The sequence below is a fragment of the Echinicola soli genome (assembly GCF_006575665.1).
GTDB lineage: Bacteria > Bacteroidota > Bacteroidia > Cytophagales > Cyclobacteriaceae > Echinicola > Echinicola soli.
Genome location: NZ_CP041253.1, coordinates 3,514,121 through 3,529,023, shown reverse-complemented (window position 1 = coordinate 3,529,023; position 14,903 = coordinate 3,514,121). Strand labels below are relative to the sequence as shown.

The 14,903-nt window shown below is 43.6% G+C and carries 14 protein-coding genes; 10 read left to right on the top strand and 4 right to left on the bottom strand.

The window, feature by feature from the left end; all coding sequences use genetic code 11:
• Positions 1 to 10: 10 nt before the first annotated feature.
• Positions 11 to 1,609 carry a replicative DNA helicase gene (gene dnaB / locus FKX85_RS13940; protein WP_141615309.1) on the bottom strand — a complete coding sequence of 533 codons (1,599 nt, stop codon included), beginning with the start codon at positions 1,607 to 1,609 and terminating at the stop codon, positions 11 to 13.
• A 381-nt stretch (positions 1,610 to 1,990) separates the two neighbouring features.
• Here dnaB and gap point away from each other — a divergent pair, with 381 nt between their 5' ends.
• From gap to FKX85_RS13925, 3 genes are all read left to right on the top strand, one after another.
• Positions 1,991 to 2,998: a type I glyceraldehyde-3-phosphate dehydrogenase gene (gene gap / locus FKX85_RS13935; protein ID WP_141615308.1), complete on the top strand. Its 1,008-nt coding sequence runs from the start codon at positions 1,991 to 1,993 to the stop codon at positions 2,996 to 2,998.
• A gap of 5 nt (positions 2,999 to 3,003) precedes the next feature.
• On the top strand, positions 3,004 to 3,516 hold the full coding sequence (locus FKX85_RS13930) for a YdeI/OmpD-associated family protein (RefSeq protein ID WP_141615307.1): 513 nt from the start codon (positions 3,004 to 3,006) through the stop codon (positions 3,514 to 3,516).
• Positions 3,517 to 3,841: 325 nt separating this feature from the next.
• Positions 3,842 to 4,747: a cation diffusion facilitator family transporter gene (locus tag FKX85_RS13925; RefSeq protein WP_229239629.1), complete on the top strand. Its 906-nt coding sequence runs from the start codon at positions 3,842 to 3,844 to the stop codon at positions 4,745 to 4,747.
• A gap of 45 nt (positions 4,748 to 4,792) precedes the next feature.
• On the opposite strand, the gene arfB is transcribed toward FKX85_RS13925, so the two are convergent.
• On the bottom strand, positions 4,793 to 5,206 hold the full coding sequence (arfB, locus tag FKX85_RS13920) for an alternative ribosome rescue aminoacyl-tRNA hydrolase ArfB (protein ID WP_141615306.1): 414 nt from the start codon (positions 5,204 to 5,206) through the stop codon (positions 4,793 to 4,795).
• A gap of 4 nt (positions 5,207 to 5,210) precedes the next feature.
• Positions 5,211 to 6,083 carry an AraC family transcriptional regulator gene (locus FKX85_RS13915; RefSeq protein WP_141615305.1) on the bottom strand — a complete coding sequence of 291 codons (873 nt, stop codon included), beginning with the start codon at positions 6,081 to 6,083 and terminating at the stop codon, positions 5,211 to 5,213.
• 240 nt (positions 6,084 to 6,323) lie between these two features.
• Here FKX85_RS13915 and FKX85_RS13910 point away from each other — a divergent pair, with 240 nt between their 5' ends.
• The 7 genes from FKX85_RS13910 to FKX85_RS13880 all read left to right on the top strand — a co-directional run bounded on the left by FKX85_RS13910 (position 6,324) and on the right by FKX85_RS13880 (position 12,962).
• The gene (locus tag FKX85_RS13910; protein ID WP_141615304.1) at positions 6,324 to 7,637 is read left to right on the top strand and encodes an L-fuconate dehydratase; all 1,314 of its coding nucleotides are present in this window, start codon (positions 6,324 to 6,326) and stop codon (positions 7,635 to 7,637) included.
• 98 nt (positions 7,638 to 7,735) lie between these two features.
• On the top strand, positions 7,736 to 8,491 hold the full coding sequence (locus FKX85_RS13905; RefSeq protein WP_141615303.1) for an SDR family NAD(P)-dependent oxidoreductase: 756 nt from the start codon (positions 7,736 to 7,738) through the stop codon (positions 8,489 to 8,491).
• Between the two features lie 165 nt (positions 8,492 to 8,656).
• Positions 8,657 to 9,514, top strand: a complete 858-nt coding sequence (locus FKX85_RS13900; protein WP_141615302.1) for a fumarylacetoacetate hydrolase family protein — start codon at positions 8,657 to 8,659, stop codon at positions 9,512 to 9,514.
• Positions 9,515 to 9,734: 220 nt separating this feature from the next.
• On the top strand, positions 9,735 to 10,562 hold the full coding sequence (locus tag FKX85_RS13895) for an amidohydrolase family protein (protein ID WP_141615301.1): 828 nt from the start codon (positions 9,735 to 9,737) through the stop codon (positions 10,560 to 10,562).
• 11 nt (positions 10,563 to 10,573) lie between these two features.
• On the top strand, positions 10,574 to 10,906 hold the full coding sequence (locus FKX85_RS13890) for an L-rhamnose mutarotase (protein WP_141615300.1): 333 nt from the start codon (positions 10,574 to 10,576) through the stop codon (positions 10,904 to 10,906).
• 116 nt (positions 10,907 to 11,022) lie between these two features.
• Positions 11,023 to 11,394 carry a BlaI/MecI/CopY family transcriptional regulator gene (locus FKX85_RS13885; RefSeq protein WP_141615299.1) on the top strand — a complete coding sequence of 124 codons (372 nt, stop codon included), beginning with the start codon at positions 11,023 to 11,025 and terminating at the stop codon, positions 11,392 to 11,394.
• Positions 11,391 to 12,962 (top strand): M56 family metallopeptidase, encoded by a 1,572-nt coding sequence (locus FKX85_RS13880; protein WP_141615298.1) that lies wholly within the window; start codon positions 11,391 to 11,393, stop codon positions 12,960 to 12,962. Before FKX85_RS13885 ends, FKX85_RS13880 begins: the two co-directional genes overlap by 4 nt.
• A 150-nt stretch (positions 12,963 to 13,112) precedes the next feature.
• Here FKX85_RS13880 and FKX85_RS13875 read toward each other — a convergent pair whose 3' ends face one another.
• The gene (locus FKX85_RS13875) at positions 13,113 to 14,861 is read right to left on the bottom strand and encodes an ABC transporter ATP-binding protein (protein WP_141616801.1); all 1,749 of its coding nucleotides are present in this window, start codon (positions 14,859 to 14,861) and stop codon (positions 13,113 to 13,115) included.
• Between the last annotated feature and the right edge of the window lie 42 nt (positions 14,862 to 14,903).

The following is a 14,903-nucleotide window of genomic DNA, read 5'->3' as shown; positions in this document are numbered from 1 at the left end:
TGTCGAAGGACTAGAACGGTGCAGGATCATTGCTGCCCAGTCCTCCCGGGAAACCTTCCTCTTCGTCAGGCCCATTGGCTTTGCTCTGGATCCTGATCATATTCGAATCGTCAAATCCTTTACCACCAGCGGCACTTGGGAATTTATTGCCATACATGGCTTCCTGACCTTGCGGCTGATAAGGGACATTCAAGTCCAGGTCCGTAAACTTGGTATATTTACCGATAAATCGCAGCTTGACCGTCTCCAATGAACCACTCCTATGCTTAGCAATAATCACCTCTCCAGTGCCCATGGTACTATTGCCTTCCTCATCCTCGTTGATACCATAGTATTCTGGTCGATAAAGGAACATAACGATATCCGCATCCTGCTCGATGGCTCCGGATTCCCTCAAATCGGACAGCTGTGGACGTTTATCTCCACCCCGTGTTTCTACCGCCCTTGACAACTGGGAAAGTGCGATCACCGGTACTTCAAGCTCCTTGGCAATTTTCTTAAGTGCCCTGGAAATACTGGAAATCTCCTGCTCACGGTTACCACTTGCACTGGCTTTGGAATCACCAGACATCAGCTGAAGGTAATCAATTACGATCATCTGGATATCACTCTGTGCCTTTAATCGGCGACATTTTGCGCGAAGTTCCAAAATGGACAAGGCAGGCGTATCATCCACAAATAGCGGCGCAGAGGAAAGTTTACTGGTCTTATGGATCAGCTGCTCCCACTCATAATCTGCCAAGTTTCCTTTCTTGATCTTCTCTGAGTCCAATTCCGCCTCGGATGAAATGAGACGGTTTACCAACTGGACGGCTGACATCTCCAGGGAAAATATAGCCACTGGCCTACTGTGATCCACCGAGGCATTTCGAAGTACAGAAAGCACAAAGGCCGTTTTACCCATCGCAGGACGGGCAGCAATAATCACCAAATCGGATTTTTGCCAGCCCGAGGTCACCCTATCCAATGCCGTAAATCCACTTGGTACACCGGTAAGCCCATCAGCCAAATCTTTCTTTCCTTCCAGCTCCGTAATGGCCTCCCGCATAATGGATTTCATGTCGGCATAATTTTTTCGGATATTGTTTTCGGATATTTCAAATAGCGATTGCTCCATGGTGTCCAATAGCTCAAACACATCGGTCGTTTCCTCATAGGCATCTTTCTGAATCTCGGAGCAAATTCGGATCATTTGGCGCTTCATGGCCATTTCTGTAATGATCCGAGCGTGATACTCTATATTGGCAGCAGAAGATATCTTAGAAGTAAGTTCAGTGATATAGTAGGCTCCTCCCGCTACTTCCAGCTTCCCATTCTTCCTGAGCTTGTTGGTTACCGTTAACAGGTCTATTGGTTCACTCTCGTTAAAAAGCTGCAAAATCGCATCATAGATTTCCCTATGGGCATCTTTATAAAAACTATCTGGTTTCAGAATATCCACTACGGCGGTAATGGCTTCTTTTTCCAACATCAATGCGCCAAGCACTGCCTCTTCCAAATCGGTGGCCTGTGGCGGAATCTTGCCCACGCCTCCTGTCAAACTTTGCTCTAAGTTATTTTTTCTTCTGATTGGATTACGCTCCCTTCCTGCGGTATTTCTTTCTGCCATAGTAACAAATGTAATGGCTTTACACCAAACATTTTAAACATTTTATGCACCTCGTTATCAACACCTCTCTAAAATTCTTACGGTCAGCAAGTTGCAAACAAACATTACCAATCACGGTCTTAATTCCAACTATAAATGGATAAATTAACCCTAATTAGTGCTCCTTTGTCACATTAAGAAAGTACTTTAAAGAGATTCCTTCCAGGTATATCAGGACAGGCTATTCCTCCTTCGTCGGAATATCATTAAATAATCGTAACATGACAAATAGGGTAAGTAAAAAATACCACTTTCAAATTGACCATGGTTTGTAGTCAATTTGTCCGTTCTTTTGTAATTTCACCTTTCCAAACTGTATAGAACCCAAATAGGATTAAGAGCATGACCAAAGTCAATGTGGCCATTAATGGCTTCGGGCGGATCGGACGCTATGTATTTAAGCTACTTCAGCAACATCCAGACATAAATGTAGTGGCCATCAATGACCTGATGGACATCACAAACCTTGCGCACTTGCTCAAGTACGACTCCGTTCATGGAAAATTTCTGGCCGAGATTATTCCCCAGCCCAATTCACTCCTTGTAAACGGTAAAACCATTCGCATCTATGGAGAGAAATCTCCCAAAAAGCTTCCTTGGAAAGCATTGGATGTAGACATCGTCATCGAATGTACGGGGAGATTTGTTGAAAAAGAGAAAGCAGAAGGTCACTTAAAAGCCGGCGCCAGACGAGTGGTCATCTCCGCTCCTGCTTTGGGGAATGTGCCCACGATAGTACTTGGCGTGAACGATGCCATGCTCGCAGGGAACGAAGTCATCGTCTCCAATGCCTCGTGCACGACCAATTGCCTGGCTCCTATGGTAAAAGTCTTGGAAGACCATTTCGGCATCGAAAAAGGCTTTGTCTCTACGGTCCATTCTTACACGGCTGACCAAAACCTACAAGATGCTCCTCACCGTGATCTGAGAAGGGCTCGCGCTGCTGCCTGTTCCATTATTCCGACCACTACAAATGCCGCAAAAGCCGTGGAACTGGTCCTTCCACACATCAAAGGAAAATTGCATGCCATGGCCTACCGGGTGCCGGTTCCAGACGGATCTCTTACCGAAATGAATGTGGTGCTAAAGAGAGAAACCACCAAAGAAGAAATCAATAAAATCATGCTTGAGGCTGCTAATACGAGCATGAAGGGTTATATTGAATACACGGAAGACCCATTGGTGTCTGTAGACATCATCGGGAATCCCCATTCCTGTATTTTCGATGCCAGCCTCACCGAAGCCAATGGCTCTCTGGTCAAAATCATCGGATGGTATGACAATGAATCTGGATATGCGAACCGAGTAGTTGATCTAATTGGTAAAATCAGCCGTTTTGACCATACATAAATGCTATGAAAGTATTCAGTACCCATTTGGAAAAATTCGATTCCAATCTTTGGCAGTATCATTTGCCCGTACCAGATGATATTGCAATCACTTTTATAGAAGGAGAAGACCGTAGGGTAATCTGTAAAATTGGTACCATTAGCTTTCATGCAGCACTAATGAAAAGCAAAGCCTACTGGTTTATCTTATTCAATACCTCCTTGAGGGAGAAATTGGGGTTCCAAGGGGGAGAAAAGGTAACCATCCGGCTTGAAAAAGACCGCTCCGAATTTGGTCATGATATGCCCGAAGAGCTTCAGGTGCTCCTTGACCAAGATGAAGAGGGGAACAGGTATTTTCGCTCCCTGACCATAGGCAAGCAAAGAAGCCTGGTCTATATCGTCACCAAAGTAAAAAACAGCAACAGCCGATTAAACAAAGCCTTGGCCATTGTGGAGCATCTCAAGGAGGTAAATGGTGTCCTGGATTTTAAAATGCTCAACGAAAAGATCAAATTTTACAACAACTTGGGAATGTAATGGCAGAGCAAACGTATTTGCCAAGCATGAGGAAAATTATTGGTTTTCGGCTACTGGAGTCCGAGAAAACAATCGTCAAATTGAAAAAATCAACTGTTTTCACCCCTAAATCTCCTAAAGGAGACTTTCTAAAGCTCCCCTTTAGGAGATTTAGGGGCATTTCAGGGATTGGAATAAAAACCCTCAAATTTCTATTTAAAGACAGTTTTTGATCATATTTGAAATTTAGTCGGACGCCAGTAGTTTTCGGCTCTATTATTTTACAAATTTACGTCCTGCAACTGTGTTAATTCATTTTCCTGCTAGTTTTGTACAGCATCAATGAATGAAACACCCTATGTCGCATCACCACCATCACCATGGGCACCAGAACATAAAGCTGGCTTTTTTTCTTAACCTTGGCTTTACCATTTTGGAGTTTTTCGGAGGGCTATATGTCAACAGTATTGCGATCATATCAGACGCCCTTCACGATTTAGGCGATAGCCTTTCCTTGGGACTTTCTTGGTACCTCGCAAACAAATCAAATAAAAAAGCTACCAATACCTTTACCTTTGGCTACAAAAGGTTCTCATTGCTGGGTGCACTGAGCAACGGGCTAATCCTGTTCGCGGGATCACTCTTTATCATCAAAGAAGCTGTCACCAGGATCATTTACCCAGAACCCTCCGATGCACAGGGTATGATGATCTTTGCCATTATCGGTGTACTGGTCAATGGGTTTGCTGCTTATCGTCTGAGCCATGGCAAAACCCTCAACGAAAAAGTGATTTCTTGGCACTTGATTGAAGATGTACTTGGCTGGGCGGCAGTGCTGGTAGCATCCATCATTATGCTTTTTGTGGACACACCGTATATCGACCCGGTGCTTTCACTACTGATTACCTTGTACATCCTTTGGAATGTCGTCAAAAGACTTAAGGAAACGTTGATGATTTTTTTACAGGCCAGTCCAAGCGAAATCAATGAAAAAGAAATCAATGAAAAATTACTTCAACTACCCCACGTACAATCACTTCACCATGTACACATCTGGTCACTGGATGGTGAAAAACACGTCTTTACTGCCCATATAAAGCTCAAAGAAGTACAAGGATTTGGGGATGTGCTTACCTTAAAAAAGGCCCTTAAAAAGCTCCTCAAGGCTTACCCTTTTTCCCACCATACCATTGAAATAGAACTCCCTGAAGAAGAATGTGCCATGGAACCTTTTGAAGAAGAAAAAAAATAGATTTAAACCTGAATTTCATGCTGTTTGCTTCTGACTACTGCCTTTCTACAGCTTCCTTCTCCACTGCTTCTTCTCCCCTTTCCGCTTTTTGTTCTCAAGTCGCTTTTTGACAGCGGCTTTGGTCGGCTTGGTGGGTTTTCGCTTTTTCTTTCTTACAAATACCTTGCTGATCAAAAGACTGAACTTTTGTAGTGCCAAAGCTTTATTTTGTCGCTGTGACCGACTTTCCTGCACCACCACCTGGATATGCCCATCGGCATTGAGTTTGGTAGCCAAATGCCCCAGCACCTTGTCTTTCTCATCTTCTGTAAGGATTTGGGAACTTCTGACGTCAAAAACCAACTGAACCTTGGTATTTACCTTATTGACATTTTGCCCACCTGGACCACCGCTTTTGGCGGTCTTAAAAGTAACCTCATGGCTAAAATCCAAACGGGAAATCTGTGATGCGTTCCGCATAGTACTATCGGTGTCTTTTGTGCTTTTTAAGGTATTCTGAAGGAGAAATATCCATCACATTTTTGAATTGTCGGTTAAAGTTGGACAAGTTATTAAAACCACACTCATAACCAACCTCCGAGATATTTAAGCGCTCCTCTATCAGTAATTTACATGCATACCCCACCCTGATTTCATTTAGGAACTTTGAATAAGTCTTTTTGGTGGATTTTTTAAAATACCTGCAAAAGGCCGTTGGATTGAGATGTACCAATTCCGCCACTTCCTCAAGAGAAATATTCCGCTTAAAATTATTGAACGTAAAGGAAAATACCTTGTCCACGCGATCATCACCCGTGATGTGAAGCGGAAAGCTAAATCCATCCGTACTGAGGACTTCATAGTCCTTTTCTTCTGAAAGCTGCGCTAAAAAATCCATCAACTTCACTAACTTGTGTATGCCTTCCAGTACTAGTAGTTCCTCGAAAATCCCCAAAGCCCGACTCTTGATATTTCCAATAAATTTAATACCTTGATTTGCCCGATCAAGTAGGTTTTTCACTCCTTTCATTTCAGGTAACATCATAAAATCGGCACCAGCAAAATGCTTATTGAAATGGATGCTATACGCCTCGGCACTCCCCTCATTCTTAGCAGTAAAATACTCCGGGTCATTTTGCCAAAGGTGGGGAAGGTTTTCCCCTATCAAGATCAGATCGCCTTCTTTAAATTGCTCAATATTGTCGCCAATAAACCTGGTACCGCTACTTTTGGTTATGTATACCAATTCCAGTTCACTATGGTAATGCCACACATCCAGAAAATAGGCATAGGAATGTTTGGCTACCATAAAGGAACGGTCAAATGGGCTTTTTCTTTCTAATAATTTGGCTTTCATACACTAGGGAAGTAGGCTATTTCTGAATGATTAAGGGGTATTCAATAATACAAATATTATCTATCAGAAACAATAAAAACTAAATAAACGCAAAAATAGTACTACATATAACCAATATTCATGTAGCAATAAACAGTGCAAAAGTCCAACTTGCATAGCTAATTAGAAGAAAATCGATCCCGGACAATACAGCGGTATTCCAATGAATTATCCGGATTAAACTTATCTACGTTTTTATACATGACCATTAAGATCACAGACTACCAAGTCAAAGACATTCGCTTCCCTACAAGCAGGGAAAAACACGGCTCAGACGCCATGAATCCAGACCCGGATTATTCTGCTGCCTATATCATTCTAAAAACCAACCAAGCTGATTTGGAGGGCCACGGACTCACTTTTACGATTGGCCGTGGCAATGAAATTTGCTGTGCAGCACTGGAAGCCATTGCCCATCATGTAATAGGTAAGGACCTGGCAGCGATCACCGCTGATATGGGAGCATTCTGGCGAGAAGTAAACAGTGACAGCCAAATCAGATGGCTAGGGCCGGAAAAGGGCGTTGTGCATTTGGCCACTGGAGCATTGGTGAATGCCGTCTGGGACTTATATGCCAAGGCAGAAAAAAAACCGCTCTGGAAACTGCTGGGAGAGATGACACCCGAGGAACTGCTTGCATGCATTGATTTCACATACATCACTGATGTGCTCACCAAGGACGAAGCTCTCGCCATCCTTAAAGAAACGGGAAAAGGTAAAAAAGAACGTATCAGCTACTTGGAAGAAAACGGCTATCCTGGCTACACCACATCAGCTGGATGGTTGGGTTATTCTGACGAAAAAATCAGAAGGCTCTGCCGTGAGGCCAAACAAGAAGGCTGGAAACACATCAAAATGAAAGTCGGCGCCAACCTTCAGGACGATATCCGCCGTGCTGGCATCATCCGGGAAGAAATCGGGGATGATATGTTCCTGATGATGGATGCCAACCAGCGGTGGGAAGTATCCGAAGCCATTGAAAACATGAAAGAATTGGCTAAATTTAATCCGCTTTGGATAGAAGAGCCTACAAGCCCGGATGATATTTTAGGCCATAAGGCAATTGCCGATGCAGTTCACCCTATTTTAGTAGCCACAGGCGAACATTGCCAAAACAGGGTGATTTTCAAACAGTTGATGCAAGCAGGAGCACTCCAAATCTGCCAAATCGATAGTTGCCGGGTTGGTGGCGTCAACGAAAACCTGGCCATCATGCTCATAGCCAAGAAATTCAACATTCCAGTATGTCCACATGCCGGCGGGGTCGGCCTCTGTGAATATGTGCAACACTTGTCCATGGTGGACTACATTTCCATCAGTGGCAGCATGGAAGGTCGCGTCATCGAATATGTCGATCACCTGCATGAGCACTTCATAGATCCAGTGATCATCAAAAAGGGTCGCTATCAAGCTCCAAAGCTCCCTGGCTACAGCATCGAAATCAAAGCTGAATCCCTGGAAGAATATGACTTTGCGACTGGCCCTGTCTGGAACGAAGAACCAACCAAAGCTTAACTAAATGACAATGCTGAAATATTTTTCAGCATTCCACAGGACAGGTATCAAGGAGAAACTGATTAGTTTTCCCACTTAATAATGGAAACATGACTATTATGAAAAATAAAACCATTTTAATTACTGGCGGCGCCAGTGGAATTGGCCTGGCCATCACCACACGTTTTGCCGAGGAAGGCGGAAACGTTTACTTTATTGACTATGACCAAAAAGCAGGAGAAAAGGCCGCCTATGAACTGACAGAAAAAGGTCTTAACGTCTCTTTCCTTCAAGGAGACGTGTCCCAAACGGCCGAAATGCAGCAGACCATTTCCTCCATTCCCGGAGACATTGACGTATTGGTCAACAATGCCGGAATTTCGCATGTGGGCAATCTGGAAAATACCGCAGAAGAAGATTTTGATAGACTCTATCAAGTCAATGTCAAAGGCATCTACAACTGTAGTCTTGGTGCACTTCCTAAGATGAAACAGAAAGGTGGAGCCATCATCAACATGGCCTCTGTGGCCTCTACAATGGGACTTCCTGACCGCTTTGCCTACTCTATGACCAAAGGAGCAGTCTTCGCCATGACCCTTTCTATGGCACGGGATTACGTAGAATACAATATCCGGGTAAACAGCATCGCTCCCGGACGGGTCCATACACCATTCGTAGATGGTTTTTTGGCAAAAAACTACCCTGGAAAAGAAAAGGAAATGTTTGACAAACTAGCCGCCACCCAACCCATCGGCAGAATGGGCAAACCAGCGGAAATTGCCGCAATGGCACTTTACCTCAGCTCTGACGAAGCATCCTTCCTTACTGGTGGAAACTATCCCATCGATGGAGGTTTTGTCAACCTGAAGATGTAACTTCGGCTCTAACTAGCGTAAAGGCAGATTCGATCAGCTACCGACTGGTCTTTGCTGTTGGGGATCCTTGTCCTGAGGCTTTCGAAGGATAATCCCTAGCCCAAATAATGGGGACTAGCAATCCCCTGCAAATAAACAAGCAACTAAGTAACCTAATAACTACACATGAAATTATTACGATTTGGAAATCCTGGGGAAGAGAAGCCAGGTATTGAAAAAGCCAATGGAACACGAATAGACTGTAGTGCTTTTGGAGAAGATTGGACAGAAGACTTTTTGGACAAAGATGGTCTTAAAAGGCTGGCAATTTGGCTTGAAAGCAACGAAGCAAGTTGTCCAAAAGTAGGCAGTGATGTCCGTCTCGGCCCACCCATCAAGCGTCCATCCAAAATTATCTGCATCGGACTGAATTACTCCCTTCACGCCAAAGAAAGTGGCATGGATGTACCTAAGCAGCCGGTGATCTTTATGAAGGCCACGTCCTCCCTATGTGGTCCAAATGACGATATCATTATCCCACGCAACTCAGAAAAGACTGACTGGGAAGTAGAACTAGCCGTGATGATCGGGAAAAAAGCCAGTTATGTAGACAAGGAAAAAGCCATGGATTATGTCGCTGGATACTGTCTGCTTAACGATGTCTCGGAACGTGACTTTCAGCTGAATCACGGTGGACAATGGGTAAAAGGAAAGAGCAATGACCACTTCTCTCCGCTTGGCCCATACTTGGTTACCAAAGACGAAATCAAAGATCCGCACAACCTGAGACTTTGGCTAAAACGCAATGGTAAAATGCTTCAGGACAGCAATACGTCCGACTTGGTTTTTGACATCCCCACCTTGGTGAGTCACCTGAGCAACTATATGACATTACTTCCCGGAGATATCATTTCTACCGGAACCCCAGCAGGAGTAGGCCTTGGCCTCAATCCTCCTACTTACCTGAAAGAAGGTGATGTGGTAGAATTGGGCATAGATGGGCTGGGTACTTCCAGCCAAAAAGCCGTGAATTACAAAGGATAATTCATTGCTTTTGCAATTCAATTTGGAATCAACCTATTTTGAGAAAACAGAAAGAATTTTCACATATCCACTAAAATCACCCCTTGTCTGAAAGATATTCCATCACAGTCTCTTTTGGGGGGATTTAGGGGTAAAGAAGGATAATTTTGGAAATTACCTCACCTGCCAATCATTGGATTGGCAGGTTTTATCAATCAAACCCAAAAACCAATAATACCAAATGAGAATCGACTCACATCAGCATTTTTGGCAATATCACCCTCATAAACATGCTTGGATAGATGACAGCATGAAGGTCATCCAACGGGACTTTTTGCCAATAGACCTGAAGCCACTTTTGGATAAGGAAGGATTTGATGGGACCGTGGTGGTACAGGCTGACGAATCATTGGAGGAAAATACATTTTTGCTCGACCTGGCAGCCCAAAACCCATGGATCAAAAAAGTAGTGGGCTGGGTGGATCTGTGCTCAGAAAATATCTTGACAGACCTCGAAAAATACGCCCAAGAACAAAATATGACGGGATTCAGGATGATCCTCCAAGGACAACCTCCTGAGCTAATGGCAGCATCATCCTTCAGAAACGGAATCAGCAATCTCGAAAAATTCGGCTTCACCTACGACATCCTTATTTTCCCCCATCACCTAGACGAGGCTATCGATCTGGTGAGCCAATTCCCCCATCAGCCCTTTGTGATCGACCATCTGGCCAAACCATATATCAAAGATGGTAAAATAGACAAATGGGCAACAAAGATGAATGTGCTGGCGGAAAGGGAGAATGTTTTCTGTAAAGTCTCCGGTATGGTCACAGAAGCTGATTGGAGCAATTGGACAAAAGAGGGCTTGAAACCATACTTGGATGTGGTTTTTGGAGCTTTTGGCACCAAAAGATTGATGTTTGGTAGTGACTGGCCGGTAGCTAAAGTGGCTGCAGATTATCCTTTGAATGTTTCCATTGTTCAAGATTACATCAAACAGTTAAGCCAAGACGAACAAGCCGATATCATGGGAAACACAGCTGCATTATTTTATAACATTAAATAACCCACTTATAAATGTCAAAGAGATACACCATGGCATTGGACCTGAAAAATGATCCAACGCTAATCGCTGAATACGAAAAATACCATCAAGCAGTATGGCCAGAAATCCAAAAAAGCATCAAGGATGCCGGCATCCACGTGATGGAAATCTATCGCTGGGAAAACAGGCTCTTTATGATCATGGAAACAGATAAGGATTTTTCATTTGAGAAAAAGGCCGCCATGGACGCTATCAATCCAAAGGTAAAGGAATGGGAAGACCTGATGTGGACTTATCAGCAAGGTCTGCCTGGGATATCGGAAGGTGAAAAATGGCAAGTCATGAAGAAGGTTTTTGAATTGTAGGCCATTTTATCCCTCCAAGGGGCCAATACCCTTAGAAAACACAAACAACTAATCGAGTAGTTGACTTTTTCGTTCTTTATTTCTACATTTATAGAATACTCTCTAAAAACATAGAAATGAAGCTATCCGCAAGTGAAGAACAATTGATGAATTACCTCTGGAAAATGGAGACGGCATTTATGAAGGATTTGCTCCATGCTTATCCTGATCCCAAGCCGGCCCCCACTACTGTAGCCACCTTGCTCAAAAGAATGGCAGATAAAAAATTCGTCGCATATAGAACATTCGGCAATTCGCGGGAATATTATCCGCTAATCAAAAAAAGCACCTATTTCGGCCACCAGGTAAAGGGAATGATCAAGAACTTCTTTGACAACTCCCCTTCTCAGTTTGCATCCTTCTTTACATCAGAAACAGATATGACGGAGGAAGAGCTGCAGCAGCTCAAAAAGCTCATCGACCAGCAACTTAAAAACAAAAAGTCATGATTGTTTACCTCATAAAGTCGGCCTTTAGTCTATTGGTCTTCTATTCAGCTTACCACCTTTTCCTCTCCAGGGAAAAAATATACAGGTTCAATAGGTTTTACCTGATCGGCAGTTTGGTCTTTTCCTTGCTGGCCCCACTTTTTCATTCTCCTTTTCAATCCTCCCCCGAGCTGAAGCATCTTCCTGTCTTTGCTGAAACCAGCTCACTTGATCCTATAGAAGTGGAAGTTCCCGATCAGGAACCTATACTAGCTGACCAATCAGCTATTGCGCCCGCCATCTCCATTGATCAAATGTTCATCTTCATTTATGGTTTTTGCCTTGTGATGTTCCTATCACGTTTTATCCGGGGTATTTGGAGTTTTTGTAAACGGATCAAAATCCGTCAAATCTATAATCAAGATGGGATCAAAGTAGTGATGGATACCGATAAAGATACGCCATTTACATTTTTGAATTATGTTTTTGTGAACGCCGCAGAATTTAGAAAAAATCGATTGGATGCACGGTTATTCCATCATGAGATTGCTCATGCCAAACAATGGCATAGCCTTGATATATTATTCATAGAGCTAATTAAAACCATATTTTGGTTCAATCCCATTCTATATTTTTACAAAAAATCCATCCAGCTCAATCACGAATATTTAGCCGATGAATCCGTAAACCGGCACTTTGGCGATATCAAAGGATATCAGGCCCTTTTACTTTCCTACGCTGGCCACCAACAGCAAAACCGTTTTGCGAGCTATTCAAAATATTCACTTACCAAAAACAGACTGAAAATGATGTGCAAAACGAAAAACACAACAAGCATCATATTGAAAACTCTTATGGCCATTCCTTTGGCCTTGGGACTAACTGTTCTTTTCAGCATGAAGCCGCAGACAGAGAAATCCAAACCAGTTTCTCAACCTCCCATCATCACCCAACAGCCAGTTGGTGCACAAAATGATCATTTGGAAGAGTATAAAAAGCACTATCAGCGTTTTCAAGCTATTATGGATAAAAACGGTAGTGTCGACCACCGAGAAATAGACATTGACCGCATGAGACAGTTATGGGACTTAATGTCCACTGAACAGAGAGATAAAGCCCCTAAATTGAACAGTATTCCTGCACCTCCAGTCCCCGATAAAAAACATCCCACAAACTTCCAATTGAAGGAATGGAGAAATAACCCAGAATACACCGTTTGGGTGGACAGGAAGCGCATATCAAAAAGCCAATTAAAAAAGTACACAAAGGAAGACATCGCTTGGTGGAATTACAGAAGAAACTACACGAAAACCACCGGAGGAAAACACGATCTTGAAATTGAGGTTCGGCTAATGACCAATAATGAATTTTACTGGGTCTACTTCCTTAATAAAACAGGATATGATGGAATTTCTGTCTATAAAAAAGCCATAGAAATCTATAATGAACATCAAAAGCACCCAAAAAAGTACGCAGGTCAATTGGGAGGAAAACTCAGCGAATTACAGCAGGTTTATAGTAATATCCCCCAATGGAAAAAGGAAAAGTACAATATAAAGCCACCATCTGAAGTACTGGCTAACCAGTAAATCCGTTGGCATCCACTTCATGCCCAACTTATTGAGCGGGATACTTAATACCCTGCAGTGCTGGGGCGAGGCCTCAGCACAACTAAATGATCAGTGATTGCATTGGTCCACTGGATACTTGCATCTAGCTACTTGATACTTTTTTCTAATTTATATCCTTGCCTGATACGTGTAAAGCTCATAATACCTGCCCTTTTTCTCCATCAGCTCATCATGTTGGCCACGCTCTACGATCTCGCCTTTCTCGACTACCAGAATCTGATCAGCCTGGCGAATCGTACTCAGCCGGTGAGCAATTACAAATGAGGTCCTCCCTTTCATTAGCTTCCGGAGACTCTCTTGGATCAAAGTCTCGCTCTCGGTATCGAGGTTAGAAGTCGCTTCATCCAGGATCAAAATGCGCGGATCAGCCAAAATAGCCCTGGCGATCGCTATTCGTTGCTTCTGCCCTCCTGAAAGCTTCACTCCGCGCTCCCCTATCATGGTATCCAAACCATCCTCAAACCTGTCTGTAAATTCATGGACATGGGCTGCAAAGACCGCTTGCATAAGCTGCTCTGTAGTAGCATCTGGGCGTGGGAAACGGATGTTTTCACGGATAGTCCCTTCAAATAGAAAATCATCCTGCAACACCACACCAAGTTGGCTCCTAAAACTGGACAAACTGACCTGCTGAATGTCTTGGCCATCAACGGTCACCAAACCACTATTGGGGCTTAGAAAAGACGCCACCAGCCCTGCCAAGGTCGTTTTTCCAGAACCTGAAGTACCTACCAAGGCGGTCATGGTGCCTTCGGGAGCTTTGAAACTTACATCCTTGACTACATCTTTTCCGTCTTCATATGCAAAACTAACCGAGGTAAACTCCACGTCTCCATTGATAGCCGGAAGCTGAATATTTCTTTCCTTTTCATCCTCCTCCAGGGGAATGTTCATGATTTCCTCCGTCCTGTCCAAACCTGCAAAAGCTTCCGTAAGCTGACTTCCGATATTGCTCATCTGTACGATCGGCGCAATCATAAAGCCTAAATAGAGTGTAAAGGCTAAAAAATCACCAAAGGTAAGCTCTTCATTCATAATCATATAGCCTCCTACCCCCATAATCCCGGCCGAAGCAAGTCCCAGCAGTAAGGTAGCCGCACTCGTGACCATGCTGGTAGTCGTCAAACTAGACTTGATGTTCAGGTAAAGCCGAAGCACTCCCTCTTCAAAAGTCTTTACTTCTTGGGCTTCTGCGTTAAAGCCTTTGATGACGCGGATACCTCCCAAAGTTTCCGTGAGTCTTCCCGTTACATCAGCATTGATTTTACCCCTTTCCCTAAAAATAGGCCTTATTTTCTCAAAAGCCTTCAGTGAGATCAATCCAAAGATCACCACCGGAACCAGCACATAGAGGGTCATCATCGGACTGATATAAATCAACAGTCCCAAGCAAATCACAGAGGTCAGCACTCCGCCGATCATTTGGGCAAGACCGGTACCTACAAGATTACGTACCCCTTCGACATCTGTCATGATCCTGGAAACCAACTCCCCCGTTTTGGCATTGTCAAAGAACCGAAGCGGCAGGCGGATGATGTGACGTTGTACCTTTGACCTTAACTTGGCGATAAGGTGTTGGGCTTCTACGCTGAGAATTTGGGTAAGTGCAAAGCTAGTAACAGCCTGAATGGTGACCGCCACCCCTACGGCAATGACCAACCACTTCAGCAACTCCATATTATTGTTTGGGATGACCTCATCCATCAAGTATTTACTGGCCCCGGGCAAAACCAACCCTGCCAGTCTACTGATGATTATCAAAAACAGGCCTATAAACAATTGTTTTCGCCTTGGCCAAATAATGGTTTTAAAGACGTGGCCTATCGTAACTTTTCTTTCGCTCTTCTTCGTTGACATATTGCTCATAAAAATAGGGGCAATTTTCAACGAAAACTGCCC

Coding starts and splice junctions, on each gene's coding strand:
- dnaB (WP_141615309.1), bottom strand. CDS start 1,609: ATGGCAGAAAGAAATACCGCAGGAAGGGAGCGTAATCCAATCAGAAGA.
- gap (WP_141615308.1), top strand. CDS start 1,991: ATGACCAAAGTCAATGTGGCCATTAATGGCTTCGGGCGGATCGGACGC.
- FKX85_RS13930 (WP_141615307.1), top strand. CDS start 3,004: ATGAAAGTATTCAGTACCCATTTGGAAAAATTCGATTCCAATCTTTGG.
- FKX85_RS13925 (WP_229239629.1), top strand. CDS start 3,842: ATGAAACACCCTATGTCGCATCACCACCATCACCATGGGCACCAGAAC.
- arfB (WP_141615306.1), bottom strand. CDS start 5,206: ATGCGGAACGCATCACAGATTTCCCGTTTGGATTTTAGCCATGAGGTT.
- FKX85_RS13915 (WP_141615305.1), bottom strand. CDS start 6,083: ATGAAAGCCAAATTATTAGAAAGAAAAAGCCCATTTGACCGTTCCTTT.
- FKX85_RS13910 (WP_141615304.1), top strand. CDS start 6,324: ATGACCATTAAGATCACAGACTACCAAGTCAAAGACATTCGCTTCCCT.
- FKX85_RS13905 (WP_141615303.1), top strand. CDS start 7,736: ATGAAAAATAAAACCATTTTAATTACTGGCGGCGCCAGTGGAATTGGC.
- FKX85_RS13900 (WP_141615302.1), top strand. CDS start 8,657: ATGAAATTATTACGATTTGGAAATCCTGGGGAAGAGAAGCCAGGTATT.
- FKX85_RS13895 (WP_141615301.1), top strand. CDS start 9,735: ATGAGAATCGACTCACATCAGCATTTTTGGCAATATCACCCTCATAAA.
- FKX85_RS13890 (WP_141615300.1), top strand. CDS start 10,574: ATGTCAAAGAGATACACCATGGCATTGGACCTGAAAAATGATCCAACG.
- FKX85_RS13885 (WP_141615299.1), top strand. CDS start 11,023: ATGAAGCTATCCGCAAGTGAAGAACAATTGATGAATTACCTCTGGAAA.
- FKX85_RS13880 (WP_141615298.1), top strand. CDS start 11,391: ATGATTGTTTACCTCATAAAGTCGGCCTTTAGTCTATTGGTCTTCTAT.
- FKX85_RS13875 (WP_141616801.1), bottom strand. CDS start 14,861: ATGTCAACGAAGAAGAGCGAAAGAAAAGTTACGATAGGCCACGTCTTT.